At 63.8% G+C, this 23,079-nt stretch carries 18 protein-coding genes; 12 read left to right on the top strand and 6 right to left on the bottom strand.

What is annotated here, in order from left to right:
* Positions 1–72: 72 nt before the first annotated feature.
* Together WH367_RS13470 and WH367_RS13475 are read right to left on the bottom strand one after the other, a co-directional pair.
* Positions 73–1,110: a TRAP transporter substrate-binding protein gene (locus WH367_RS13470; RefSeq protein ID WP_339518723.1), complete on the bottom strand. Its 1,038-nt coding sequence runs from the start codon at positions 1,108–1,110 to the stop codon at positions 73–75.
* A 494-nt stretch (positions 1,111–1,604) separates the two neighbouring features.
* Complete coding sequence (locus WH367_RS13475; protein WP_339536517.1) at positions 1,605–2,768, bottom strand: saccharopine dehydrogenase family protein; 1,164 nt, start codon at positions 2,766–2,768, stop codon at positions 1,605–1,607.
* A 250-nt stretch (positions 2,769–3,018) separates the two neighbouring features.
* Between WH367_RS13475 and WH367_RS13480 the strand changes: the two genes are divergently transcribed.
* Positions 3,019–3,378: a hypothetical protein gene (locus WH367_RS13480; protein ID WP_021025989.1), complete on the top strand. Its 360-nt coding sequence runs from the start codon at positions 3,019–3,021 to the stop codon at positions 3,376–3,378.
* Between the two features lie 273 nt (positions 3,379–3,651).
* Entirely contained in the window at positions 3,652–6,093 is a 2,442-nt protein-coding gene (locus WH367_RS13485) for a membrane-bound PQQ-dependent dehydrogenase, glucose/quinate/shikimate family (protein ID WP_339536518.1), read from the top strand.
* Between the two features lie 211 nt (positions 6,094–6,304).
* Here the strand turns inward: WH367_RS13485 and WH367_RS13490 are convergent, their stop codons facing one another.
* Positions 6,305–6,727 (bottom strand): acyl-CoA thioesterase, encoded by a 423-nt coding sequence (locus WH367_RS13490; protein ID WP_339536519.1) that lies wholly within the window; start codon positions 6,725–6,727, stop codon positions 6,305–6,307.
* Between the two features lie 244 nt (positions 6,728–6,971).
* Between WH367_RS13490 and WH367_RS13495 the strand changes: the two genes are divergently transcribed.
* The 5 genes from WH367_RS13495 (at position 6,972) to WH367_RS13515 (ending at position 12,844) form a co-directional block, all read left to right on the top strand.
* Positions 6,972–8,678, top strand: coding sequence for an electron transfer flavoprotein-ubiquinone oxidoreductase (locus tag WH367_RS13495; RefSeq protein WP_339536520.1), 1,707 nt, complete (start codon positions 6,972–6,974; stop codon positions 8,676–8,678).
* A 211-nt stretch (positions 8,679–8,889) separates the two neighbouring features.
* Positions 8,890–9,558, top strand: coding sequence for a lipocalin family protein (locus WH367_RS13500; protein ID WP_339536521.1), 669 nt, complete (start codon positions 8,890–8,892; stop codon positions 9,556–9,558).
* Between the two features lie 508 nt (positions 9,559–10,066).
* Positions 10,067–11,035 carry an ABC transporter substrate-binding protein gene (locus WH367_RS13505; protein WP_021025994.1) on the top strand — a complete coding sequence of 323 codons (969 nt, stop codon included), beginning with the start codon at positions 10,067–10,069 and terminating at the stop codon, positions 11,033–11,035.
* Positions 11,036–11,151: 116 nt separating this feature from the next.
* Positions 11,152–12,036, top strand: coding sequence for an ABC transporter permease (locus WH367_RS13510; protein ID WP_021025995.1), 885 nt, complete (start codon positions 11,152–11,154; stop codon positions 12,034–12,036).
* A 13-nt stretch (positions 12,037–12,049) separates the two neighbouring features.
* Positions 12,050–12,844 carry an ABC transporter ATP-binding protein gene (locus tag WH367_RS13515; RefSeq protein WP_021025996.1) on the top strand — a complete coding sequence of 265 codons (795 nt, stop codon included), beginning with the start codon at positions 12,050–12,052 and terminating at the stop codon, positions 12,842–12,844.
* A gap of 65 nt (positions 12,845–12,909) precedes the next feature.
* Here the strand turns inward: WH367_RS13515 and WH367_RS13520 are convergent, their stop codons facing one another.
* On the bottom strand, positions 12,910–14,364 hold the full coding sequence (locus tag WH367_RS13520) for an MFS transporter (protein ID WP_339536522.1): 1,455 nt from the start codon (positions 14,362–14,364) through the stop codon (positions 12,910–12,912).
* Between the two features lie 88 nt (positions 14,365–14,452).
* On the opposite strand from WH367_RS13520, the gene WH367_RS13525 reads away from it, so the two are divergent.
* Complete coding sequence (locus WH367_RS13525; RefSeq protein ID WP_312986447.1) at positions 14,453–15,091, top strand: helix-turn-helix transcriptional regulator; 639 nt, start codon at positions 14,453–14,455, stop codon at positions 15,089–15,091.
* A 53-nt stretch (positions 15,092–15,144) separates the two neighbouring features.
* Here the strand turns inward: WH367_RS13525 and WH367_RS13530 are convergent, their stop codons facing one another.
* Entirely contained in the window at positions 15,145–16,620 is a 1,476-nt protein-coding gene (locus tag WH367_RS13530) for an MFS transporter (RefSeq protein ID WP_339536523.1), read from the bottom strand.
* Between the two features lie 163 nt (positions 16,621–16,783).
* Here WH367_RS13530 and WH367_RS13535 point away from each other — a divergent pair, with 163 nt between their 5' ends.
* Together WH367_RS13535 and wrbA are read left to right on the top strand one after the other, a co-directional pair.
* Positions 16,784–17,674 carry a LysR family transcriptional regulator gene (locus tag WH367_RS13535; protein WP_339536524.1) on the top strand — a complete coding sequence of 297 codons (891 nt, stop codon included), beginning with the start codon at positions 16,784–16,786 and terminating at the stop codon, positions 17,672–17,674.
* A gap of 193 nt (positions 17,675–17,867) precedes the next feature.
* Positions 17,868–18,467: an NAD(P)H:quinone oxidoreductase gene (gene wrbA / locus WH367_RS13540; protein WP_339536525.1), complete on the top strand. Its 600-nt coding sequence runs from the start codon at positions 17,868–17,870 to the stop codon at positions 18,465–18,467.
* A 130-nt stretch (positions 18,468–18,597) separates the two neighbouring features.
* Here wrbA and ppsA read toward each other — a convergent pair whose 3' ends face one another.
* The gene (gene ppsA / locus WH367_RS13545) at positions 18,598–20,991 is read right to left on the bottom strand and encodes a phosphoenolpyruvate synthase (protein ID WP_021026839.1); all 2,394 of its coding nucleotides are present in this window, start codon (positions 20,989–20,991) and stop codon (positions 18,598–18,600) included.
* Between the two features lie 568 nt (positions 20,992–21,559).
* Between ppsA and ppsR the strand changes: the two genes are divergently transcribed.
* A complete protein-coding gene (ppsR, locus tag WH367_RS13550) occupies positions 21,560–22,372 on the top strand; it encodes a posphoenolpyruvate synthetase regulatory kinase/phosphorylase PpsR (RefSeq protein WP_021026838.1) in 813 nt (270 codons plus the stop codon).
* A 227-nt stretch (positions 22,373–22,599) separates the two neighbouring features.
* On the top strand, positions 22,600–23,055 hold the full coding sequence (locus WH367_RS13555) for a hypothetical protein (RefSeq protein WP_339536526.1): 456 nt from the start codon (positions 22,600–22,602) through the stop codon (positions 23,053–23,055).
* Positions 23,056–23,079 lie beyond the last annotated feature (24 nt).

Here is a 23,079-nt window from a genome sequence, read left to right on the forward strand (position 1 = left end):
AGGCATCGGCGGTTTTTTGATCTCTGGCGCAGCGTGGCCCGCCATGCAGGCCCACGGGCACCTGCCAAGGGTTTACTTCTTGGGGAAGTAGTAGTTCAGCAAGGCGCCAGCACCATCCACACCGGCCTTGGACGACCACTCCCGGGCGAACTTCTCGCCCATCAGGTCCAGCGCGCGGCGCAGCTCGTAGGAAGGCTGGCTGATCTTGGTGCCATGCTCGACCAGCACCTTCTGCGCGGCATCGTCGGCATCCTTGGCCAGCTGCCAGCCGCGCGCCTCGGCCTGCTTGGCGGCGGTGTCCAGCGCCGTCTTGGCGCCGTCGGACAGGCCCGACCAGCTCTTCTCGCTCATCAGGATCAGGTTCTTCGGAATCCAGGCGCGCATGTCGATGAAGATGCCCATCGCGTTCCAGGACTGGCTGTCCACACCGGTGGTGCTCGATGTCAGCATGACATCGACCTTGCCGGCCTGGATGGCCTTGGCCAGGTCATTGGCAGGCGTGTCGACCGGGGTCGCACCCGCCACTTCGGCGATGTACTTGGAGGCGACATTGTTGACGCGGAATTTCTGGCCCTTGACGTCATCGAGCTTGTTCACCGGCGCGCGCGAGAACAGGCCCTGGCCAGGCCATGGCGCGGTGTAGAGCAGGCGAATGCCCTGCTTTTTCAGCAGCGCTTCGATCGGCTCGCGCGTGGCGACCCACAGGCGCTTGGCATCGTCAAAGCTGCGCACGATAAAGGGCAGCGAATCGATGGCAAAGGCGGGGTACTGGTCGCTGAAGTTCGACATGAAGATCTCACCGATCGCCAGGTCGCCCTTGCTGAGCGCAGGCATGACCTGGTTCATCGGCATCAGCTTGGCATTGGAGACCACCTCGATCTGCAGACCACCCTGGCTCAGGCCATTGGCTTCACGGGCAAACTGCGTCAGATTGCGGGTGTGGAACAGCGTGTCGGTATAGGCGCCCGCGCACTTGAGCGGCGTTGCTGCGGCACTGGCGATATGCGGCAGCGACCAGACCATCCCCGAGCCTGCGGCCAGGCCCATGCGGGTCAGCGCCTTGCGCCGGGACGGACTGGCAAGCGTTTCGTTGGAGTTGTGATCTGCCATATGACGATTCCTTGGTATCTGAGCCAGGCATTCCCATTCCCAAGGATGCTGCAGGCCGCATGTGTACTGAAAAGCCCCACAAAGAGCAAAACGCTGCCCGCAGCCGCATGGCAAGCCATGCGGCGCTTTCAGCAACCGTGCCATTCGATTTATTTGGTCACTAGCGTCACAACTTGTGTGAGGAGCCGACGCAATCTATCTTGGCTTGCGCAACATAGCAATCGCTATCGATCACCACAGAGACATTGCTTGATACAAGTCACCTATTGCGCAGTACAGAAGTGGGCAACGACTAGCATTTAGTCACAGCACATACTTTCTGAAACTACAAAAATAATAGCTGCTTTCCTCCCCTGCCAGGGACGAAAGCAGCCATTTTTTAGTGGATAGATGTATGCACCCCACACCGGCCAGGGCGCGGTGGCCAGACCAGCTGCCGCGCCTTGGGGCAGGAGTTGGCAGCCACTCGCCGGGTGGGCGGCGAGGGGCGTGGCTCAGGCCGCCAGCGATGCGTTCAGGTCCTGCACACGGTAGTACTGGCCAAAGCGGTTGGCCAGAAAATCGGCCAGCCCGATAGACTCTTGCGCGATAAAGCCCTTTTGCGGCAGCACGCCACTGGCCACCAGATCCAGCGCGCAGCAGATGCCGGCGGCCGTCGTCAGCTGGATGGCCGTGAGTGCGTGGCCGGCCACCGTGGTGCCCACGATACGGGCCGAATAGGACTCCTGCATCAGGCGCTCGCCCTTGTAGCCGCTGGCGCTGGCAAAGATCACGATCACATCCTGGCGCGTGGCGGCAATGGCGTTGTCGAAGATCTCGTTGAGCAGCTCGCGCTTGTCACGCAGCTTGAGCTCGTTGAGCAAGATCTTCAAGATGGCGCAGTGGCCGGGGTAGCGGATGGACTTGTAGTCCACATTGCGCGCCTTGCCGGCCCAGGTCTCTGTCAAGGTGCCCAGACCGCCGCTGGTGTTGAAGGCCTCGTACTCGATGCCATCGAGCGCAAAGGTCTCCAAGCCTTCGAGCGCATGCACGGTCAGCGGCTGGCCATCCACCAGGGCCTCGCAGGGGTTGATGTACTCGTTGATCAGGCCCTCGGTGCTCCAGGTCAGGTTGTAGCGCAGGCTGCCTTGCGGGTAGCGGGGCAGCGCACCGACGCGCATTTTCAGGTCATGCAAGGTGTCGAAATGCTGGGCCACGTCATTGCCGACAATGCCGATAAAGCCGGGAGCCAGGCCACACTGGGGCATCAGCACGCTGCCAGCCTTGGCTGCGATCTTGCGGATCGCATGGGTGGACTGCACGTCTTCGGTCAGGTCAAAGTAGTGCACGCCATGCGCCGCGGCAACACCAGCGACCTCGATCGCCATGTGGAAAGGCAGCGCATTGAGCACTGCAAACTGGCCTTGCACCGCCGGCAGCAGATCACCGCCCTTGCCGATATGAACGGTCTCCAGGCCCAGCGCCGCAGCCGCCTTGAGCTGCGCCTTGGACTGGTCGGCAATGCGCAGCTGGTAGCCGCCGGCGGCCTGTAGCAGCACGGCCATCGCAAAGCCGATTTTTCCGGCGCCCAAAATGGTGACTTTCTTGTCGCCGGCGCCGGCCTTGGCAGCGCTGGCGGGGGAGGTTTGGGCGGTCTTTTTGCTGGTTTTGTCGCTCATGTCAGGCTCTCTGGTCAGGGTGGATGATGGACAAATGTTACAACCAAGCATTGTCAAAATGAACATATTAAAGCGTCATATTATTTGTTTTAATTAGTCATTTAGTCATAAATTGCAGATACATTGACGAATTATATGGTTTACCCTAGTCTCACACCTGCACTGTTCAGGGCTTAGCCAGGGCAGGCACAATGGGCGTCCTGCGCCTGCGGGCGCTCTATGCTCTCTCTTGCTGTTTTCTCTTCACACCATGGCCGATTCCGCATCCAACAAAGTTCTTCGTTTTCTGCTGGCACGCGACATCCTCAAAGGCAAGTCGCGCGAAGACTTGTTGGCCAAGCTGGATGCGGCGGGCTTTAGCGGCGAGCACGCCGAGCTGTTCATTGCACAGGCCGAGAAACGGGTGCTGGCCCGCAACCGGCGTTGCGCGCTGATTTCTGCCGTGGTGGTGGCCGTTTTGCTCGGCCGGGTCATCTGGGGGCCCTATGCCAACAACCCCGATATGCAGCTGCTGCTGGGCGTGATGGCGGCCATCTTTGCCGCAGCGGGCTTTTACTTCTGGTTTGTCGCGCGCTGGCAGGCACCGCTGCCCAAGGCCAGCGCTTCCTGAGCCCGATCAGTCCTACCGGGTACCGCAAGCGCAGTCACACCCCGCTGCACGGAGGGTTGCTTACAAGTGCCGGCGCTTAGCTCGCCGGCAAAAATTGCACCCATCGCCTTCCCCGGCTTTGTTCCGCGCCGATAATGCGCTGTCGCGGACATGACATAGATCAAGCCGCGCCTCTCTCCAGCCCATGCGATGGGCCTGCCTGGCCTTGCGGCCCAGGCCCGCCATCTGCCTGCCCACGGCGATGCAGCGATTCGCATAACTTCAATAGTGACAATGGATAAACATAACACGCGACTCGGCTTGGCTTCCAAGGTCTGGCTGCTTTTCCTGGGCCTGTGCCTGCTGGCCTCGGGCCTGTTCTTTGCTGTCTATGGCTACCAGTTGGTGGCACTGCAGGGCAGTTGGTACTTTTTGATCAGCGGTGTTGCGCTGATCGTCTCGGGCCTGCTGATTGCCGCCGCACGCCCTGGTGGCGCCTGGCTGTATGCGCTGACCTTGCTGGCAACGGCGGTCTGGGCCCTGGCCGATGTGGGCCTGGATTTCTGGCCCCTGGTCTCGCGCCTGCTGCTGCTCGCCGGTATCGGTATTTTGGTGGCGCTGACCTTGCCCGTGCTACGCCGCGCGCGCGGCCAAGCAGCGGGCAAGTCCGGCTCCACCGTGGTGGCCGGCCTGCTGCTGCTGGGCTGCCTGGCGACCGTGGGCGGCATGTTCCTGCCCCATGCCTCGGTGTCGGCCCAGTCGGATGCGACCGTGCTGCAACCGGTGGCCAAGGGCCAGGCGCCTGCTGACTGGGCGCACTATGGCAGCACGCCGGGCGGCACCCGCTTTGCCGCGCTGGACCAGATCACGCGCAGCAATGTCAAGGATCTGCAAGAAGCCTGGCGCTACCAGACCGGCGATGTGCCGGTGAGCCCTGGCGGCGGCGGTGCCGAAGACCAGCTGACCCCGTTGCAGATTGGCAACCAGGTCTTTGTCTGCACCCCGCACAACAATGTGATCGCGCTGGACGCGACCACCGGCAAGGAGCTGTGGAAGACCGAGATCAATGCCAAGCAGAAAAAATGGATGCGCTGCCGTGGCCTGGCCTACTTTGACGCTGGCCAGCCCCTGAGCCAACCCAGCGTGGCCGGTGCAACCCCGGTGCAAGCTGTGAGCGTGGCGCCTGGCGCCGCCTGCCAGCGCCGCATTCTGATGAACAGCGTGGCGCCCGAGCTGATCGCGCTTGACGCCGACACCGGCGCCTTCTGCGAAGACTTTGGCACCCACGGCCGCGTGGACCTGCGCAATGGCATGGGCAAGGGCGCCGACAAGGGCGAGTACTACCCCACCTCCGCCCCCACCCTGGCCGGCACCACCATCGTGATTGGTGGCCGCGTGGCCGACAACGTCAGCACCGACATGCCTGGCGGCGTGGTGCGTGGCTTTGATGTGGTGACGGGCGCGTTGCGCTGGGCCTTTGACCCAGGCAACCCCGAGGAACAGGCCGCTCCTGCCGACGGCAAGACCTATGTGCGCTCGACCCCGAATGTCTGGGCACCGATGTCCTACGACCCGCAGTCCAACACCGTGTTCATGCCCGTGGGCAGCGCGGCAGTCGACCTCTGGGGTGTGAAGCACACCGCGCTGGACCGCAAGTACGGCGCCTCGATGCTGGCCGTCGATGCCAGCACCGGCAAGGAAAAATGGGTCTACCAGACCGTGCATGATGACCTCTGGGACTTCGATGTGCCGATGCAGCCCTCGTTTGTGGACTTCCCCGGCGCCGCTGGCAAGACCACGCCTGCGCTGGTGTTCGGCACCAAGGCCGGCCAGATCTTTGTGCTGGACCGCGCGACCGGCCAGCCGCTGACCCAGGTGGAAGAGCGCCGCGTGCCCGCCGGCAAGATCGACGGCGAGACCTACTCGCCCACCCAGCCCTTCTCGGTGGGCATGCCCAACATCGGCGCCGACGATATGCGCGAATCCGACATGTGGGGTGCGACGCCGTTTGACCAGCTGCTCTGCCGCCTGAAGTTCAAGTCCAAGCGCTACACCGGCCTGTTCACGCCGCCGGGCACCGATGCCTCGCTGAACCTGCCCGGCTCGCTGGGTGGCATGAACTGGGGTGGCATCTCGGTCGACCCGACCAACAACTACCTGTTCATCAACGACATGCGCGTGGGCCTGGAAGTGCAGCTGATCAAGGCCGACCCGGCTGACGCCGGCGCCAAGTCCGACGGCAACGAGGCCGCCGCGATCACCAAGCCCGTGCCGCTCGATGGCACGCCCTACGCGATCAATGCCAAGGTGCGCTTCATGTCGCCGCTGGAGATCCCTTGCCAGAAGCCGCCTTTCGGCACGCTGACTGCCGTGGACCTGAAGACCCAGCAGATCGCCTGGCAGGTGCCGGTCGGCACCGTCAAGGACACGGGCCCCTTCGGCATCAAGATGGGTCTACCCATCCCCATTGGCATGCCCACCATTGGGGGCACCATGGCCACACAAGGCGGTCTGGTCTTTATCGCTGCCACGCAGGATTACTACCTGCGCGCCTATGAAACCGGCACCGGCCAGGAAGTGTGGAAAGCACGCCTGCCCGTGGGCAGCCAGGGCACGCCCATCAGCTACCAATCGCCGGTGACGGGCCAGCAGTTTGTGCTGGTCTCGGCCGGCGGCGCACGCAACTCGCCCGACCGGGGCGACTATGTGATCGCCTACGCGCTGCCACGCCACTGATCCGCTTCGGCCTCAGCCGCCCGGTGCAAGACTTCCCGCCAGGGAAGGCCTTCACCGGGCTTTTTCATGTGCCCGCGCCATGCAGGATCTGCAGCTGGGCACCGGCCAACCCCAAAAATGCTACAGGCTTCGTTTTGCTATACATTGCATAGCAACACTGCATCGCAATATCGCATCGCACATCAGCAAACCGCAGCAAAATCCGGTGTTATCAGCCTTCCACCATGCCACGCATCCAGCCGGGCAGATCCACCGCCTTCTGGCGCGCAAAGTCCACCCACAGCACGGTGGCGCCGCCGCTGGCGTAGACCTCGCCGGGCGCATCCTGCCTCTCAATGTGGTACCAGGTCTCAAAGGCCGTGCGCGCCGCATCGCTGACATACATCTTCACAACCAGCTGGGCCGGGTACTCGATCTGCCGCAGGTAATTGCAAAAGCAGTTGACGACCACCGGGCCCTGGCCCGCGCCATGGGGCGTGTCGCGTGTCGAGCGCAGCCACTCCACGCGCGCGCTTTCCATGTAGCGAAAATAGACGGTGTTGTTGACATGGCCCAGACTGTCCATATCTCCCCAGCGAACGTCCATCACCGAGTCATGAACCCAGCGTTTGTGGTCAGGCAGCAAGATTTTCATAGACTCGCATCTTACGGTGCGTCCATGAACGCCGGCGACAGCGCCTTGTCGCCGACTTTCACAGGCACAAAGCCCCTGTCTCAGAAATCAGAGCGGAGAAGCGCCTAAATCTAGGGCTAACCCTAGGATCAGGGCGGTTACCGCACTGCAACATCCTCATAAAATCCATGGCACTGCATGCAACCCAGGCTCAGATCTGCCGCATGCCTGCCACCCGCTTGAAAAGAATTTGTACGGAGCCCCGATGACCAACGAAGAAATACTGGCCCAATATGGCCCCCGCGAGTCGATGGAGTACGACGTTGTCATCGTCGGCGGCGGCCCAGGCGGCCTGGCCACGGCCATCCGTTTGAAGCAGCTGGCAGCGGAAAAAGGCAGCGATGTCTCCGTCGTCGTGCTGGAAAAAGGGTCCGAGCCTGGCGCCCACACCTTGTCGGGCGCCATCATGGACCCGCGCGCGCTGACCGAGCTGATCCCCGACTGGAAAGCCAAGGGCGCGCCTTTGACCCAGCCGGTGACCGAAGACGCGATGATTTTCCTCAGCGAAAAATCTGGTCTGCGCACGCCCAACTGGCTGCTGCCCCCTTGCTTTCACAACGAAGGCAACTACATCGTGCAGCTGGGCTTTGTCGTCAAATGGCTGGCCGAGCAGGCCGAGGCCCTGGGCGTCGAGATTTTCCCCGGCTTTGCCGCCGCTGAAGTGGTCTACAACGACGACGGCTCGGTCAAGGGTGTGGCCACCGGCAACATGGGCGTCGGCAAGAACGGCGAGCCCACCGGCGAGTTCCAGCTGGGCATGGAGCTGCATGGCAAATACACCATCTTTGCCGAAGGCGCGCGTGGCAACCTGGGCAAGCAACTGATCGCCAAGTTCAAGCTCGGCGAGGGCAAGGACCCGCAGACCTATGGCCTGGGCGTCAAGGAATTGTGGGAGATCGATCCGCAGCGCCACCAGCCCGGCTTTGTGATGCACACCGCCGGCTGGCCGATGAACAACGACACCTACGGTGGCGCCTTCCTCTACCACCTCGATGACAACAAGGTCACCCTGGGCTTCATCACCGGTCTGGACTATTCCAACCCCTACCTGTCTCCGTTCGAGGAGATGCAGCGCTGGAAGACCCACCCCAACATCCGCTACTACCTCGAAGGCGACGAGTCCAAGGGCATCAAGCCGGCCAAGCGCATTGGCTATGGCGCCCGCGCCATCACCGCCGGCGGCCTGATGAGCCTGCCCAAGACCGTGTTCCCCGGTGGCGCGCTGGTGGGCTGCGATGCCGGTTTCCTGAACGTGAGCCGCATCAAGGGCAGCCACGCGGCCATCAAGACCGGCATGCTGGCGGCTGATGCCGCCTTTGACGCGATTGCTGCGGGCCGCCAGGGCGATGAGCTGAGCGCCTACCCCGCTGCCTTTGAAAAGAGCTGGCTCTACGAAGAACTCAACAAGAGCCGCAACTTCAAGAGCTGGTTCAAGAAGGGCCTGGTCACCGCCTCGATCATGAACGGCCTGGAGCAGTTTGTGCTGCGCGGCAATATGCCCTGGACCCTGCACCGCGACAAGCCCGACCATGCCTATCTCAAGCCTGCGTCGGAATGCAAGCCTATCCAGTACCCCAAGCCCGATGGCAAGCTGACCTTTGACCGGCTCTCGAGCGTCTTCATCAGCGGCACCAACCATGCCGAAGACCAGCCCGCCCACCTGACCTTGAAAGATGCCAGCGTGCCGGTGCAGATCAACCTGGCCCAGTACGCCGGCCCCGAGCAGCGCTACTGCCCGGCGGGGGTCTATGAGTTCGTGGCCGACGAGAGCCAGGGCGGCAACGCCCAGCGCCTGCAGATCAATGCGCAAAACTGCGTGCACTGCAAGACCTGCGATATCAAGGACCCCACCCAGAACATCGTCTGGGTGACGCCCGAGGGCGGCGGTGGACCGAACTACACGGGCATGTAAAGACCGGGCTTGCTCGGGTTTCCATGGCAGGGCAAACACGGGCCGGCCCGCAATGGATTGCCGAATTTGGCCGACAAGCGCGCCCTGACGGGCGTGCGGACAATGGCCTATGTTTGTCTGGTCCTGCTTTTCCCGCCGTTCAGCCCGACCCGGGCCCTGCCAGGTCCGGGATCTGGCGGGTGCTGCCCAGACCCCTCTTCTGCGCGAGCTCATGTGTGTACTGCTGGCCGGTCTGGTCTGGGCCAGCGCCAGCCACGCAGCCCCTGCGGCCGTCGGCACAGCGCCCGCAGCGCCCAGCAAACGCGCCAAGCGCCCCCCTGCACCTGTAGCACCCAAGGCCGCAGCGCCATCCGCGCCCGCAGCAGCGTCCGCCCCCGCGCCTCTGGTATCTGCCACCGACCTCGATCTGGAGCGCTTTATGGGCCTGTGGTACAAGGCCGCCAAGGTCGAGGAGCCGCAAGATGCGTTGCGCACGCGCGAGCGCTATGAGTTCCTGCAGCGTTACGACGGCGGCGTGCGGGTGATCGCCACCTCCTACGATCCGCTCTCCAACCGCTGGGACCGCCGGCAGGACTATATGGCCCCGGTCGATGCCAAGGGCGCGGCGCTGAGCAGCCACTACCAGCTGCCGATGCCGGTGCATTTCAGCATCAGCCGCTTCGGGCCCTTTGGTGTCAGCTACTACGTCGTGGCACTCGACCCCCACTACCAATGGGCGATGGTGGCAGGACCCGGCCCCAAGTCCTTTTCCATCCTGAGCCGCCGCAGCGAGCTGGAGCCGGAGTTGCGCACAGCGCTGGAGCAGTTGGCGACACGCCAGAACCTGCTCAAGGCCGCCTTGCAATGGGCCGCGCCCGACCAGGAAGCCCCGCCTCGGTGAATACCCTGGGTACGCAAAATCGGCAGGTCAGAGGCTCGCCGCAGGCCAAATTTCAGGCACAGTTTTATTGCCAGAGCGCTGCATATTTTTCAGCCAAACACATTTTTATTGACTCAAAAGACTATTAAATGAAATTTAGCTGCAAGCATACTCCCACTTGCGCAAGCCAACACAGCTTTTCAGGCAGGGCTGCAACTAGGGCAATCCCATAGATCACAAATGTGTCATCCCATGGGTGGTGGGGTGTAGACTGCTGCTACCTGTTTGCCACCTGTTGTTACAGGGGGCGGATCAAGCAGCAGTGCTGCAAAGGATGCTCTGCTAAACCCTCGCCAAGCGGGATGGACGCGGATCGGGATGAGGCGCAAGGCGTCTTTTGCAGTCAATAGCCGTAGCTATTGACAAGGAAGAGAACGCAGCGGATCGCCCGAGCCCGCGTTCAGACCACGGCAGGGAGTTTTGCAGCGTATCCCTAACGCAATTCAACATATTTGGCGGAGATATACGCATGAAGAAATTGGCTTGGGCCCCCTTGGGCGCAGTGGCACTGGCAATCGCGGCCATCGCGCCCGCACAGGCAGCAGACCAGAAATCGGTGGCCGTGACGGCCATCGTGGAACACCCTGCGCTGGACGCCGTGCGCGACGGCGTCAAGGCGGCACTCAAGGCCGAGGGTTTCGAAGAAGGCAAGAACCTCAAGTGGCAGTACCAAAGCGCCCAGGGCAACCCTGGCACTGCCGCGCAGATCGCCCGCAAGTTTGTCGGTGACAAGCCCGATGCCATCGTGGCCATCGCCACGCCATCGGCCCAAGCCGTCGTCGCCGCCACCAAGACCGTGCCGGTGGTGTTCTCTGCGGTGACCGACCCCGTGGCCGCCAAGCTGGTGCCCAGCTGGGAGCCATCGAAGAACAACGTGACCGGTGTCTCCGACCTGCTGGCGCTGGACAAGCAGATGGAGCTGCTCAAGAAAGTGGTGCCCAATGCCAAGCGCGTGGGCATGGTCTACAACCCCGGCGAGGCCAACTCTGCCGTGGTGGTCAAGGAACTCAAGGAGCTGCTGCCCAAGATGGGCATGACCCTGGTCGAAGCAGCCGCGCCCCGCTCGGTCGATGTCTCCAGCGCAGCGCGCTCGCTGGTGGGCAAGGCCGATGTGATCTATACCAACACCGACAACAACGTGGTGTCGTCCTATGAAGCCCTGGTCAAGGTCGGCCAGGATTCCAAGCTGCCGCTGGTGGCCTCGGACACCGATTCCGTCGCCCGTGGCGCCGTGGCGGCCCTGGGTATCAACTACCGCGATCTGGGCGAGCAGACCGGCCGCATGGTGGCGCGTATCCTCAAGGGTGAAAAGCCCGGCGACATCAAGACCGAAGTCTCCAGCAAGATGGAACTGCATGTGAACCCCGGTGCCGCTGAGAAGCAAGGCATCAAGCTGTCCGACGAGCTGATCAAGTCGGCTGCCAAAGTCATTCAGTGATGGATGCCGCCTCACCTGTGGCTGTGCAACCCGCACAGCCCAGGGGGTGACAAGACGCAGCCCCGCCAGAAGCGGGGCTTGTTTGTTATCCGGACTAGCTCTGATAAGAAAACTCCATGACCTTATTTTCATTTTTGGGAGCCATCGAGATCGGCCTGATCTTTGCGCTGGTCGCGCTCGGTGTGTTCATCTCCTTTCGCCTGCTGCGCTTTCCTGACCTGACGGTCGATGGCAGCTTTCCCTTGGGCGCGGCCGTCTGCGCGGTAATGATCACCGGCGGCTACAGCCCCTTTCTGGCCACCATCGGCGCCACCTTGGCCGGCGCAGTGGCCGGCCTGATCACCGGCTGGCTCAACGTCAAGCTCAAGATCATGGACCTGCTCGCGTCGATCCTGATGATGATCGCGCTGTACTCCATCAACCTGCGCATCATGGGCGGCCCCAATGTGCCGCTGATCAACGACCCCACCCTCTTCAACCAGCTGCAGCCGGCCGGCATCGAAGACTATGTGTTCCGTCCACTGCTGATGTGCGCGATTGTGGTGCTCGCCAAGCTGGCGATGGACTGGTTCTTCCTGACCGAGCGGGGCCTGGCCATTCGCGCCACCGGCACCAATGCCCGCATGGCCCGCGCGCAGGGCGTCAACACCGGCGGCATGATCCTGCTGGGTATGGCGGTCTCCAACGGCCTGGTCGGCCTGGCCGGCGCACTGTTTGCACAGACCCAGGGCGGCGCCGACAGCTCGATGGGCATTGGCACCATCGTGATCGGTCTGGCAGCAGTGATCGTGGGCGAATCCATCCTGCCTTCGCGCAAGCTGATTTGGGCCACCCTGGCCGTGGTCCTCGGCGCCATCGTCTACCGCTTCTTCATTGCACTGGCACTCAACAGCGATTTCATCGGCCTCAAGGCCCAGGATCTGAACCTGGTGACCGCCTTGCTGGTCACGATCGCGCTGGTCATCCCCCAGCTCAAACGTCGTTTTGCGAAAAAGCACTGACAAGGAGAGAGACATGCTGAGCGCAAAAGACCTCAAGATCACCTTCAACCCCGGCACCCCGATCGAAACCCGCGCGCTGCGTGGCATGGCGCTGGACATTCCCGCCGGTCAGTTCGTCACCGTCATCGGCTCGAACGGTGCAGGCAAATCGACCTTTTTGAACGCCATCTCCGGCGACCTGATGGTCGACTCGGGCAGCATCGTCATCGACGGTGAAGACATGACGCGCAAGCCCGTCTGGGACCGCGCGCACAAGGTGGCCCGCGTGTTCCAGGACCCGATGGCCGGCACCTGCGAAGACCTGTCGATCGAAGAGAACATGGCCCTGGCGCATGAGCGCGGCAACTTTCGCGGCCTGTCCAAGGCCGTCAAGCAAGCCAACCGTGCGCTCTACCGCGAAAAGCTCGCCACCCTGGGCCTGGGCCTGGAAAACCGTTTGACCGACCGCATCGGCCTGCTCTCGGGCGGCCAGCGCCAGGCCGTGAGCCTACTGATGGCAGCGCTCCAGCCTTCGCGCATTCTGCTGCTCGACGAGCACACCGCCGCGCTCGATCCGCGCACCGCCGACTTTGTGCTCAAGCTCACCGCCCGCATCGTCGAGGAAGGCCAGCTGACCACGATGATGGTGACCCACAGCATGCGCCAGGCGCTCGATGTGGGCGACCGCACCGTCATGCTGCACCAGGGCCAGGTGGTCCTCGACGTCAGCGGTGAGGAGCGCGCCCAGATGGACGTGCCCGATCTGCTGCAGATGTTCGAGAAGGTGCGCGGCGAAAAACTTGCCGATGATGCGCTGCTGCTGGGCTAAACAGCCGCTCCAGCACCGCCACAACAGCGGAGACCACACAGGTGGCTCCGCTGTTTTTTTATGCCTCAGGGCGCTGCAGCACCGCGCAAAAACCGCCGCAGCGACCAGGCCGCCAGCGCTGGGAACAGCGCAAACACCGCAAACAACCAGAAGGACGAGCGGCCCAGCGCTGCCGGGTCGGCCAGCGCGGTCAGCCCCAGCGCATTGGCCACCAGGCCCACCAGCGCCGCGCCAACCGCCATGCCATAGAGCTGCACCGTCGTGATGCCCGATGCGGCGCTGTCGGCCTCCTTTGCACTGGCGCTGTGCATGATGGCATTGAGCACATGGGGCCAAGCCATGCCCACCCCCAATCCCAGCAGCGCCAGCGCGATGCCGCAGACCACCAGGGCCGCCATCCCCTGCCAGGGCATCGCAAGCGCCAAGGCCACCAGGGCCAAGGTGCACAGCAGCGGGCCGATCAGCATCAGCGCCCGGCCCGCCCGGCCGCTCTTGCCCGAGAACAGCACCGAGGCCACGGACCAGCCGCCCGCAAGCAAGGCCGTCACATAGCCGGCTGTCAAAGGCTGCAGGCCATGCAGGTGCTGCAGCAGATAGGGCACAAACACCTCCGTCATCGTACCCACCAGCAGCAAGGCGACGGCGGCGTACAGCATGCCCAGCGGCTGGCCGAGCGCCGTGCCGCCCTGGGGCAGCAAGCGGCGGCGGGCGCGGCGCTCATGCCAGATCGCAGCCGCACCAGCCAGCAAGCCGGCCGCGCTCAGCAGCCATTGCCAGAGCGGCGCAGTCACCACACTGGCGGCAGCCACCAAGAGCACCGACAGCGCCAGCAGCGCGATCTGTAAGCCGGCAATGCCGCCGTCCTGCGCGGGTGTGCTGCGCAGCAGGCGCTGCGGGGCCAGCTGGCGCTGCACCAGCAGCATTTGCAGCACGAGCAAGGGCAACAAGGCGCCAAAAGCCAGGCGCCATTGGCCGGCCTGGGCAAACAGGCCGCCCACCGCGGGACCGCTGAGCGTGGCCACGCCCCACATGGCCGAGATCAGCCCAATGGCACGCGGCCATAACGCGGGCGGAAACACCAGCCGGATCAAGGTATAGCTCAGTGCCCCCACCGCGCCACCGCCCAGGCCCTGCACCGCGCGGCCCAGCAGCAGCATCGGCATGGATGGCGCCGTCGCGCACAGCAAGCTGCCCAGGCCAAACACCAGCAGGCCTGCCAGCATGGCGCCGCGCGCGCCCCAGCGGGCCAGCATGCGCACCGCCAGCGCCGCGCCAATGATCGAGGCCACAACAAACAAGGTGGTGCTCCAGGCATACCAGGCGAGGCCGCCAATCTCCTGCACCACCGAGGGCAGGATGGTAGTGACGATATGCACATTGATCGCATGCATGGCGACCGCGCCGGTCAGCGCCAGCGCCTTGAGACCATGGGGCCGGCCCAGCAGCTGGGCCCAGCCGGCAGGTGCTTCGGGCACCGGCGCAGCGGCCGTGGTGAGGGGTGATGAAGAGGACGATGCCATGCCATTCCTGGTTATGAAATAATGCAAGCATTGTCTTTGATAATTCCTCGCCCCAAACAATAAAACAAGCTATCACTTGTATAAATAAATGCCATCGCCCCCCATCGATCCCTCGTCCACCATGCGCATGCTCGAGGCCCTCAAGCGCCAGGCCCCCGCCAGCACGGCCGACCTGGCGCGCGCGCTGCAGATGACGGCCGAGGCCGCCCGCCAGCAGATCAACAAGCTGGCCGACCAGGGCCTCGTGCAGGCCGATCTGCAAAAGCCGGCCGGTGCGGGCCGGCCGCGCCAGTTGTGGACCTTGACCGCAGCGGGCCAGCGCTACTTCCCCGACGCCCATGCCCAGCTCACGGTGCAGCTGATTGGCGCGATCGAAAAACTGTTTGGCCAGCAGGGCATGGACGGCCTGATCAGCGAGCGCGAAGCGCAATCACGCAGCCGCTACCGCCAGGCCTGCACCGCCCCCGGCCTGCCCGAGCGCCTGGCCCAGCTGGCCGAGGTCCGCACCCAGGAGGGCTATATGGCCCATGTCGAGCCCCACCCGCAAGGCTGGCTGCTGGTGGAGCACCACTGCCCGATCTGCGCGGCGGCGCAAAGCTGCCGGGGCTTTTGCCGTTCGGAGCAGGCGCTGTTCCAGGAGGTGGTCGAAGGCCTCGCGACCTTGGAGCGCAGCGAATACCTGCTCGAAGGCGGCCAGCGCTGCGTGTATCTGGTGCAGCCGCTGTAAGTCCACCGGCGACACCACCACCTCAGGCCGCCGCCTGACGCGGCACAGCTGGCTCAGGCGCAAGCCGCTGCTTCGTCGCCCCCCTGGGATGCGCTGCGGGCTTGGGTCTGCGGCTTGGCCATGCGCAGGCAGACCAACCAGGCCAGCAAGGCCAGGCCCGCTGCGCCCCAGAGCGCATGCTGCAGGCCCTGGGCATTGGCCTGGCGCAGGGTCTCGGCGCTGGCCCCTTCCAGGCCGGCCAGCGGCGCTGCTGCCAGCATTACCAGCAAGGCCAGGCCCAGCGCCGCGCCCACCTGCTGCGCGGTGGCGGCCACCCCCGATGCCACGCCTTGGCGCGCAGGTGCAATGCCCTGGCCCACGAGGACCCACATGCCGGTCCAGCTGGCGCCCTGGCCCAGGCTCATCACCACAAAGCCGGGCACCAGCCAGGCATAGTTGCCGGCCAGCGGCAGCACCGCTGCCATCCAAACCATGCCCAGCACACCGGCGGCCCAGCCCCGCAGCAGAACCGTACGCACACCGTGCTGCGCCAGGCCGCGCTCGGCCAGGCGTATGCCCCAGGTGCACACCGCCGTTGGCAGCACAAAGGCCAGGCCGGCCTGCAGCGGGCTCCAGCCCAGCACCTGCTGGAAATACAGGCCCAGAAAGTAGTACTGCACGCCATAGCTGCTCATGAACAGCATGGCCAGCAGCATGCTGGTCTGCAAGCTGCCCACCCGCAGCATGGCCAGTGGCATCAAGGGCGCTGCCACCCGCGCCTCGGTGCGCCAGAACAGGCCCAGCGCGGCCAGCGCCAGCAGCAGCAGGCCCGCCGTGCGCCAGTCAGCCCAACCCCATTGCGGGCCCTGCACCAGCAGCGCCACCAAGGCGCTGGCACCCACGGTCACGCTGATGCAGCCCAGCAGGTCAAAACGTCGCTGCGCAGCGGGCACTGCAGGCATCGCCGGCAGGTAGCGGCCTGCGGCAATCGCGCAAGGCCAGGCAATCGGCACCAGCACCCAGAGCACCCAGTGCCAGCCCAGGGTCTGGGTCAGCAAGCCACCCAGCAGGGCACCGGCCGCCAGCCCGCCGGCACTGGCCATACTCCACACCGCCAGCGCGCGGTTGCGCTCAGCGCCTGCGGCATACAAGGTATTGATCATCGACAAGGTGGCCGGGAACAGCAGCGCCGCTGCCACGCCCTGCCCGGCACGCGCCGCCACCAATTGCCAGGGCAGATGCGCAAAGCCGCCAGCGAAGGAGGCCAGGCCAAACAGCGCCATGGCTGCCACATACATGCGGCGCTGGCCCAGCAGGTCCGCACAGCGCCCGCCCAGCAGCAGGCAGCCGCCAAAGGCCACGCTGTAGCCGCTGATGACCCACTGCAGGTGGCGGGCATCGAGCTGCAGCTGCTGGCCGATGGCGTCGAGCGCAACAAAGACAATCGTCGCATCGAGCGCAATCAGCAGCTGCGCAAACGACAGCAAGGCCAGCGCGGCACGCGGATGGCGCAGCACCACGGTTGGGTGCACAGGTTTTTCAAGGGTCACTTCATCACTCCAAAACATACGGACCTGCAGTGCTGGGGCAGCAGCTGCAGGCGGGTGATGACCGGTCATGGCGACATGGTATTTAAATCAATAACGAAGATAAACAGAAAATCTATCTTTTACTTATGCAAAAATGAATCAATAGTTTGGCAGGAGCAGCCCCATGGATTTGAACGCGGTACAGATGCTGATCAAGGTGGCCGAGCACAAGAGCTTTACCCAGGCCGCGCACTGCCTGGGTACCACGCAGTCGCGCATCTCCCGCGCCATTGCGCAGCTGGAGGCCGAGCTGGGCACGCGCCTGCTGCACCGCAATACCCGCAATGTGTCGCTGACTCCCGATGGCTGCCTGCTGGTGGACCGCAGTGCCGCGTTGATCGCCGGGCTGGACGATGCCAGGCAGCAGCTGCTGGACCGGCGCTGCGAGCCCACCGGCGTGCTGCGCATGACAGCACCCTCGGTGCTGGGCCGTGTGGTGCTGACGCCCCTGCTCGGCCAGCTACTAGAGCAGCACCCGGGCCTGCAGATCGAGGCCAGCTTTACCGACCGCCTGGTGGACATGGTGGACGAGGGCTTTGACGCAGCGGTGCGCATTGGCCCCCTGCTCGACAGCCGCATGATCGGCAGGCCACTGCCGCCGCTGCACTGGGTGACAGTGGCCTCTCCCGCCTACACCGCCCGCCATGGCCGGCCACAAAACCTGGAAGAGCTGGCCAGGCACCGCTGCCTGTCGGTCTACAACCACTACCGGGGTTTTGCCGTGCCCTGGCAGTTTCGCCTGCCCGATGGCAGCACCATCGACTGGCCCGCACCCCATGCCATCCGCTTTGACAGTGGCGACCCCTTGATAGAAGGCGCGATCGCCGGCCTGGGCGTCGCCCAGGTGATGGGCTTTGCGGTGCGCGATGCGCTGGCCGATGGCCGGCTGGAGCGGCTGCTGCCCGCGCTCGAAGGCCGCAGCCGCGAGCTGTCGTTGGTCTACCCGCGCACACGCCATGCCTCACCCAAGGTGCAGGCGCTGTGCAAGCTGCTGCTGGGGCGCAGCGCCTGGTGATGGCCGCCGGCCTGTTGGCGGGTGGGTGGGCTTGCAGCGATTGTTCAAATCCATGCAACGCTGCGTTCAAACCAGCGGCACCCCAAACCAGCAGCCAAGCCCTACAGTGGATACAGGCGCCAAAAACAGATCGCAAGCAGGCGCTCCTCACCGCGGTTGCGGTCCGTATTTATCGACAAAGGAAATATTCACCATGGCTAAAGTTCTGGTTCTCTACCATTCCATGTACGGTCACATCGAGACCATGGCCGGCAAGATCGCCGAAGGCGCGCGCAGCGTGGCGGGCACCGAGGTCGTCATCAAGCGTGTGCCAGAGACCATGCCCCAGGAAGCCTTCCAGGCCGCCGGCGGCAAGGCAGACCAGGCCGCAGCCGTGGCCACGCCCGCCGAGCTGGCCGACTACGACGCCATCATCTTTGGCACCCCCACCCGTTTTGGCAATATGAGCGGCCAGATGCGCAGCTTCCTCGACCAGACCGGGGGCCTGTGGGCCAAGGGCGCGCTGTCGGGCAAGGTGGGCAGCGTGTTCACCTCCACCGGCACCCTGGGTGGCCAGGAAACCACCGTCACCTCGTTCTGGAACACCCTGGCCCACCACGGCATGGTGATCGTGCCCGCCGGCTTTGGCCTGCCTTCGCAGTTTGACCTGTCCCAGGCCAAGGGCGGCTCGCCCTACGGCGCCGCCACGCTGGCCGGTGCCGATGGCTCGCGCCAGCCTTCCGCCCCCGAGCTGGAACTGGCCTTTGCCCAGGGCGCCAAGGTCGCCGCACTGGCCGCCAAGCTGAGCGCCTGAGCCTTTAGCCGGCCTGGCCGGCTGCAGCATCCCGAGAACGTAAAAAAGCCAGTCAGAGGTTCTGACTGGCTTTTTGATTTTGACGCCTTGTGGGGTGCCTGCCACCGTGCTGGTGGCAGGGCAGTGCCGCTTACTTGGCGGCCAGGCGCTGCCAGGTGTCGATGACGCTGTCGGGGTTCAGCGAGATCGAGGCAATGCCCTTGTCCGCCAGCCACTGCGCAAAGTCCGGGTGGTCCGAAGGGCCCTGGCCACAGATACCGACGTACTTGTTCTGGGCCAGGCAGGCGGTGATGGCGCGCTCGAGCATCTTCTTGACGGCAGGGTCGCGCTCGTCAAAGTCGGCGGCCAGCAGCTCCAGACCGGAGTCACGGTCCAGGCCCAGGGTCAGCTGGGTCAGGTCGTTCGAGCCAATCGAGAAGCCGTCGAAGTACTCCAGGAACTCATCGGCCAGGATGGCGTTCGAGGGCACTTCGCACATCATGATGACTTCCAGGCCGTTCTCGCCGCGCTGGAGGCCATTGGCCGCCAGCAGCTCGGTCACGCGCTTGGCCTGGTCCAGCGTGCGCACAAACGGGATCATGATCTTGACATTGGTCAGGCCCATGTCGTTGCGCACGCGCTTCAAGGCCTCGCACTCCATCTTGAAGGCTTCGCCGAAGTCCTTGGAGATGTAGCGCGCTGCACCACGGAAGCCCAGCATTGGGTTTTCTTCATCGGGCTCGTAGCGGCTGCCACCGATCAGCTTGCGGTACTCGTTGGACTTGAAGTCCGACATGCGCACGATAACCGGCTTGGGGTAGAACGCCGCAGCGATCGTTGCCACCCCTTCGGTGATCTTGTCCACGTAGAAAGCGCGCGGCGAGGCATGGCCACGGGCCACGGATTCAACGGCCTTCTTCAGGTCGGCATCGACAGCGGGGTAGTCCAGGATGGCCTTGGGGTGCACGCCGATGTTGTTGTTGATGATGAATTCCAGACGCGCCAGACCCACGCCGTCGTTGGGCAGCTGGGCAAAGTCAAAGGCCAGCTGGGGATTGCCCACGTTCATCATGATCTTGGTCTTGATCGGAGGCATCTCGCCACGCTTGACCTCGGTCACTTCGGTTTCGAGCAGGCCGTCATAGATGCGGCCGGTGTCGCCTTCTGCGCAGCTGACCGTCACCAGGGTGCCGTTCTTCAGCAGCTCGGTGGCATTGCCGCAGCCCACGACGGCAGGGATGCCCAGCTCGCGCGCAATGATGGCGGCGTGGCAGGTACGGCCACCGCGGTTGGTGACGATGGCCGCCGCCTTCTTCATCACCGGCTCCCAGTTCGGATCGGTCATGTCTGTCACCAGCACATCGCCGGCTTCGACCTGGTCCATCTGCGAGATGTCGGAGACCAGGCGCACGCGGCCGGTGCCGATCTTCTGGCCAATCGCGCGGCCTTCGGCCAGCACGGTGCCGCTGCCCTTGAGCTTGTAGCGCTGTTCGGCCTGGCCCTTGGACTGGCTCTTCACCGTCTCAGGGCGTGCCTGCAGGATGTAGAGCTTGCCGTCGGTGCCGTCCTTGCCCCATTCGATGTCCATCGGGCGGGCATAGTGCTTCTCGATCACCAGCGCGTACTGCGCCAGCTCCTGCACTTCGGCATCGGTCAGCGAATAGCGGTTGCGCAGCTCGGGGCTGACATCGGTGGTGCTCACTAGCTTGCCGGAGGCGGCTTTTTCTTCAGGCGTTGCAAACACCATCTGCAGCAGCTTGGAGCCCAGGTTGCGGCGGATCAGCGCCTGCTTGCCCGCTTCGAGCATGGGCTTGTGCACATAGAACTCGTCCGGGTTCACGGCGCCCTGCACCACGGTCTCACCCAGGCCGTAGCTGGAGGTGATGAAGACCACCTGGTCAAAGCCCGACTCAGTGTCAATGGTGAACATCACGCCTGCGGCACCCTTGTCCGAGCGCACCATGCGCTGCACACCGGCCGACAGGGCCACCACGTCGTGCTCAAAGCCCTTGTGCACGCGGTAGGAGATGGCGCGGTCGTTGTAGAGCGAGGCAAACACTTCCTTCATCTTGTGCAGCACATCGTCGATGCCCACCACGTTGAGGAAGGTTTCTTGCTGGCCGGCGAAAGAGGCGTCAGGCAGGTCTTCTGCGGTAGCTGACGAGCGCACGGCAAAGGAGGCCTCGGTATTGCCCGCTTGCAGAGTCACAAAGGCCTCGGCAATGGCTTTTTGCAGATCGAGCGGGAAAGGCTGGGCCTCGACCATGGCTCGGATTTCGGCACCGACCTGGGCCAGCGCGCGCACATCGTCCACATCCAGCGCCGCGAGCTTGGCGCTGATCTTGTCAGCCAGGCCTTCGTGGGCCAGGAACTCGCGGAAGGCGTGGGCCGTCGTGGCAAAGCCGGTCGGCACGCGCACGCCTTGCGGCAGTTGCGAGATCATTTCGCCGAGCGAGGCGTTCTTGCCGCCTACGACCTCGACGTCGGTCATTCTCAGGTTCTCAAACGGTACGACCAGGGCGGTCGCGCTGTAGAGGTTGGACATGGTGAAGCTCCGGAAGTTAAAAACTGGCTCGGGCGCCCATGGCCGCAGTGGGGGCAATGGCACGCACGCATAGACTCCTGCCCGGCCGCTGCGGGCTCGGACATCTGGCTTTGTATTTGTACTGGTAGGCCGGAGTACATGCGGGAAATGTGAATAATGGGCGTCATTGTAGGCGTGCCGCCGCCGTTTTGCTTGCGACTTGCTGAACACCGTGGTCAACAATGACAAACCCCGCAGGCAACCGTCCACCGCCTGCGACAGAATTCGCCCGTTACCGCCGATGTAGCCCTAGAACCTGTTTACGATCTCTACGCAGCCGCGTTGGAGTGCAATCGGGATGAGTTCGAAGGGCTGGTTCGCAGCTTGCACCGGGGTGCAAGCAAGAGCCAGCGCGCAGAAATCGCCCGATTTCACTCCAACCCTTCGGGACAGTGGCTTTGCGAGCGGTCTGCGTCGTTGCAAATCCTCGCAATAGCATGGCTATTGCTGCGGTATTGCGCCTCGCATCCCATCTCGCAAAGACACTGTCGCGGCGCGAGGAGATCGTAAACAGGTTCTTAGGCCCAACATGCACCAACGCACCATTTTCTTTATCTCTGATGGCACCGGCGTGACAGCCGAGACCTTTGGCCGCGCCATCATGAAGCAGTTCGACATCACCACCCGTGCGGTGCGCCTGCCCTTTGTGGACACGGTCGACAAGGCCCACCAGGCCGTGCACCAGATCAACCACACGGCCGACAAGGAAGGCAAAAAGCCCATTGTTTTCACAACCTTGGTCGAACCCGAGACGGTCAAGGTGGTGCATGAGCACTGTAAGGGCCTGGTGATGGACATGTTTGCCACCTTTGTCCAGCCGCTGGAAGACGAGCTGGGCGCCAAGTCGCACCACCGCATTGGCCGCTTTACCGATATCAGCGAGAGCAAGGAATACTTTGACCGCATGGAGGCGATCAATTTCAGCCTGGCGCACGATGACGGCCAGACCAACCATGACCTGGCCGGTGCCGATGTGATCCTGGTGGGGGTGAGCCGCAGCGGCAAGACGCCTACCAGCCTGTACCTGGCGATGCAGTTTGGCCTCAAAGTGGCCAATTACCCGCTGATCCCCGAAGACTTTGACCGCCAACAGCTGCCCCCGGCGCTGCTGCCTTATAAGAAGAAGATCTTTGGCCTGACGATTGCCCCCGAGCGCCTGTCCCAGATCCGCAATGAGCGCCGCCCCGACTCGCGCTACGCCAGCCTGCAGAACTGCCGCATGGAAGTGGCCGAGGCCGAATCGATGATGCGCCGCGCCGGCATCCAGTGGCTGTCGACCACGCACAAGTCCATCGAAGAGATTGCCGCCGTGGTGCTGCAGGACCTCAAGCAGGACGAGTGAGCGGCGCGCTGCCAATCGCTGCCAATCGCTGCCAATCGCTGCCAATCGCTGCCCATTGCTGCTGATGGCTGCCCATCGCGGCCACTGGCTTTTTCCCTAACGCTGCGCGGTAGGGATGCGCAACGTTACCCTTGCTTCGCACAGCTTTACAGCAGGCCGCATGCGCGCCTGCTATAACCAAGCGATCACGGCCCCGTGTGGATGGGCCGCCGCTCAGGAGTTCAAGCATGAACACAACTTTGACCTGGATCGCCAGCGCCGGCCTCTGTGCCGCGCTGCTGGCCGCCCTGCCCGCCCAAGCCGCGCAGCCGGGCGCTTTTTCCGTGACCGAGACCAAATCGGCCATCGGCAACAAACCCGCCAAGGCGCCCCGCACCAAGGACCGCTGCATCGGCCCCGAGCTGGTGGACAAGGACGGCTTTCTCTACCCCGATCTGATCCTGTCCAAGCATTTCAGCCAGTGCCGCATCAAGGACAGCAAGCTCTTGGACAAGAACAACAAGAGCTGGACGGTGACCTGCGGCAAGATGCTGACGGCCCAGGCCAAGCAGACCAATACCGGTGACAACTTTCATCTGCACATCGATGCAGCACTGCTGGGCGGCGCGATGAAGCAGACGCTGGACTATGAGGCGCAGAGCTTGAAGCGCCAGTGCACGCCCGACGACGAGCCGCTGGAATAAGCAAGCACGCAATCAGCAAACTCG

It is taken from the genome of Comamonas sp. MYb21 (assembly GCF_037479395.1).
In the GTDB taxonomy this organism is placed as follows: Bacteria; Pseudomonadota; Gammaproteobacteria; order Burkholderiales; family Burkholderiaceae_C; genus Comamonas.

Coding starts and splice junctions, on each gene's coding strand:
- WH367_RS13535 (WP_339536524.1), top strand. CDS start 16,784: ATGGATTTGAACGCGGTACAGATGCTGATCAAGGTGGCCGAGCACAAG.
- WH367_RS13515 (WP_021025996.1), top strand. CDS start 12,050: ATGCTGAGCGCAAAAGACCTCAAGATCACCTTCAACCCCGGCACCCCG.
- WH367_RS13485 (WP_339536518.1), top strand. CDS start 3,652: ATGGATAAACATAACACGCGACTCGGCTTGGCTTCCAAGGTCTGGCTG.
- WH367_RS13505 (WP_021025994.1), top strand. CDS start 10,067: ATGAAGAAATTGGCTTGGGCCCCCTTGGGCGCAGTGGCACTGGCAATC.
- WH367_RS13500 (WP_339536521.1), top strand. CDS start 8,890: ATGTGTGTACTGCTGGCCGGTCTGGTCTGGGCCAGCGCCAGCCACGCA.
- WH367_RS13475 (WP_339536517.1), bottom strand. CDS start 2,768: ATGAGCGACAAAACCAGCAAAAAGACCGCCCAAACCTCCCCCGCCAGC.
- WH367_RS13520 (WP_339536522.1), bottom strand. CDS start 14,364: ATGGCATCGTCCTCTTCATCACCCCTCACCACGGCCGCTGCGCCGGTG.
- ppsR (WP_021026838.1), top strand. CDS start 21,560: ATGCACCAACGCACCATTTTCTTTATCTCTGATGGCACCGGCGTGACA.
- WH367_RS13495 (WP_339536520.1), top strand. CDS start 6,972: ATGACCAACGAAGAAATACTGGCCCAATATGGCCCCCGCGAGTCGATG.
- WH367_RS13510 (WP_021025995.1), top strand. CDS start 11,152: ATGACCTTATTTTCATTTTTGGGAGCCATCGAGATCGGCCTGATCTTT.
- WH367_RS13480 (WP_021025989.1), top strand. CDS start 3,019: ATGGCCGATTCCGCATCCAACAAAGTTCTTCGTTTTCTGCTGGCACGC.
- WH367_RS13555 (WP_339536526.1), top strand. CDS start 22,600: ATGAACACAACTTTGACCTGGATCGCCAGCGCCGGCCTCTGTGCCGCG.
- wrbA (WP_339536525.1), top strand. CDS start 17,868: ATGGCTAAAGTTCTGGTTCTCTACCATTCCATGTACGGTCACATCGAG.
- ppsA (WP_021026839.1), bottom strand. CDS start 20,991: ATGTCCAACCTCTACAGCGCGACCGCCCTGGTCGTACCGTTTGAGAAC.
- WH367_RS13470 (WP_339518723.1), bottom strand. CDS start 1,110: ATGGCAGATCACAACTCCAACGAAACGCTTGCCAGTCCGTCCCGGCGC.
- WH367_RS13490 (WP_339536519.1), bottom strand. CDS start 6,727: ATGAAAATCTTGCTGCCTGACCACAAACGCTGGGTTCATGACTCGGTG.
- WH367_RS13525 (WP_312986447.1), top strand. CDS start 14,453: ATGCCATCGCCCCCCATCGATCCCTCGTCCACCATGCGCATGCTCGAG.